Source organism: Roseibium sp. RKSG952 (assembly GCF_009711355.1).
In genome coordinates this window covers 1-753 of record NZ_SMMF01000375.1, presented here as the reverse complement: position 1 = coordinate 753, position 753 = coordinate 1, and the positions used below count along the sequence as shown (strand labels likewise).

The 753-nt window shown below is 57.2% G+C and carries 1 pseudogene; it reads left to right on the top strand.

Features of this window, described 5'->3' with window-relative positions:
- Positions 1 to 753: pseudogene (locus E1297_RS01120) on the top strand (hypothetical protein); the annotation flags it as partial.

Below are 753 nucleotides of genomic sequence, written 5' to 3'. Positions count from 1 at the left end.
GGGCGAACTGGAGATCACCGATGCGGTGATTATCGACGGTTCGACCTCGGGACTGGGAACCGTGACGATTACGGCCGATGCGATGGGCAATGACGTGCTTTCCGGCGACGGCAGCACGGGGCTCACAGTTGTGACCGCATCCGAGGCAGTTGATGTAAGCAAAGATGAACTGGACAATGACGGGGACGGCGTGATTGACGAGAGTGGCGAGGGCCTTCTCGACGACAACAGCCGGATCTTCCATATCACGAGCAAAACTGCCGATACGCAGCTGAAGGGTCTTGTTCTGACCGGAGGTTTCGCGAATGGACGTGAGCAAGGCGGCGCTGTCTACAGTGCTGCAAGCCTGACGGTCTTGAACAGCAGCCTCTCCGGGAACAGTGCGGGGACTGGTGGCGGTGTCTACGGACTGGGTGCCATCAGCCTCACCAACAGCACCGTGTCCGGTAATAGTGCATTTATAAATCGCGGCGGTGGTATCTACGGGCAAGATGCCATTGCGCTCACCAACAGCACAGTATCCGGCAATTTCGCACGGTTTGCGGGTGGTGGCGTCTACGGGCAAGATAACGTCACGCTCACCAACAGTACTGTGTCTGGCAACACTGCAGAAAATGAAGGTGGAGGCATCAGGGCGAGCGATGCCGTGACCCTCACCAACAGTATTGTCTTGGGCAATATTGCGGTTTTCTACGCCGAAATTATCGGTACGATGGACACAAGCGGCGGCGGAAACATTGTCGGGGAGGGCTC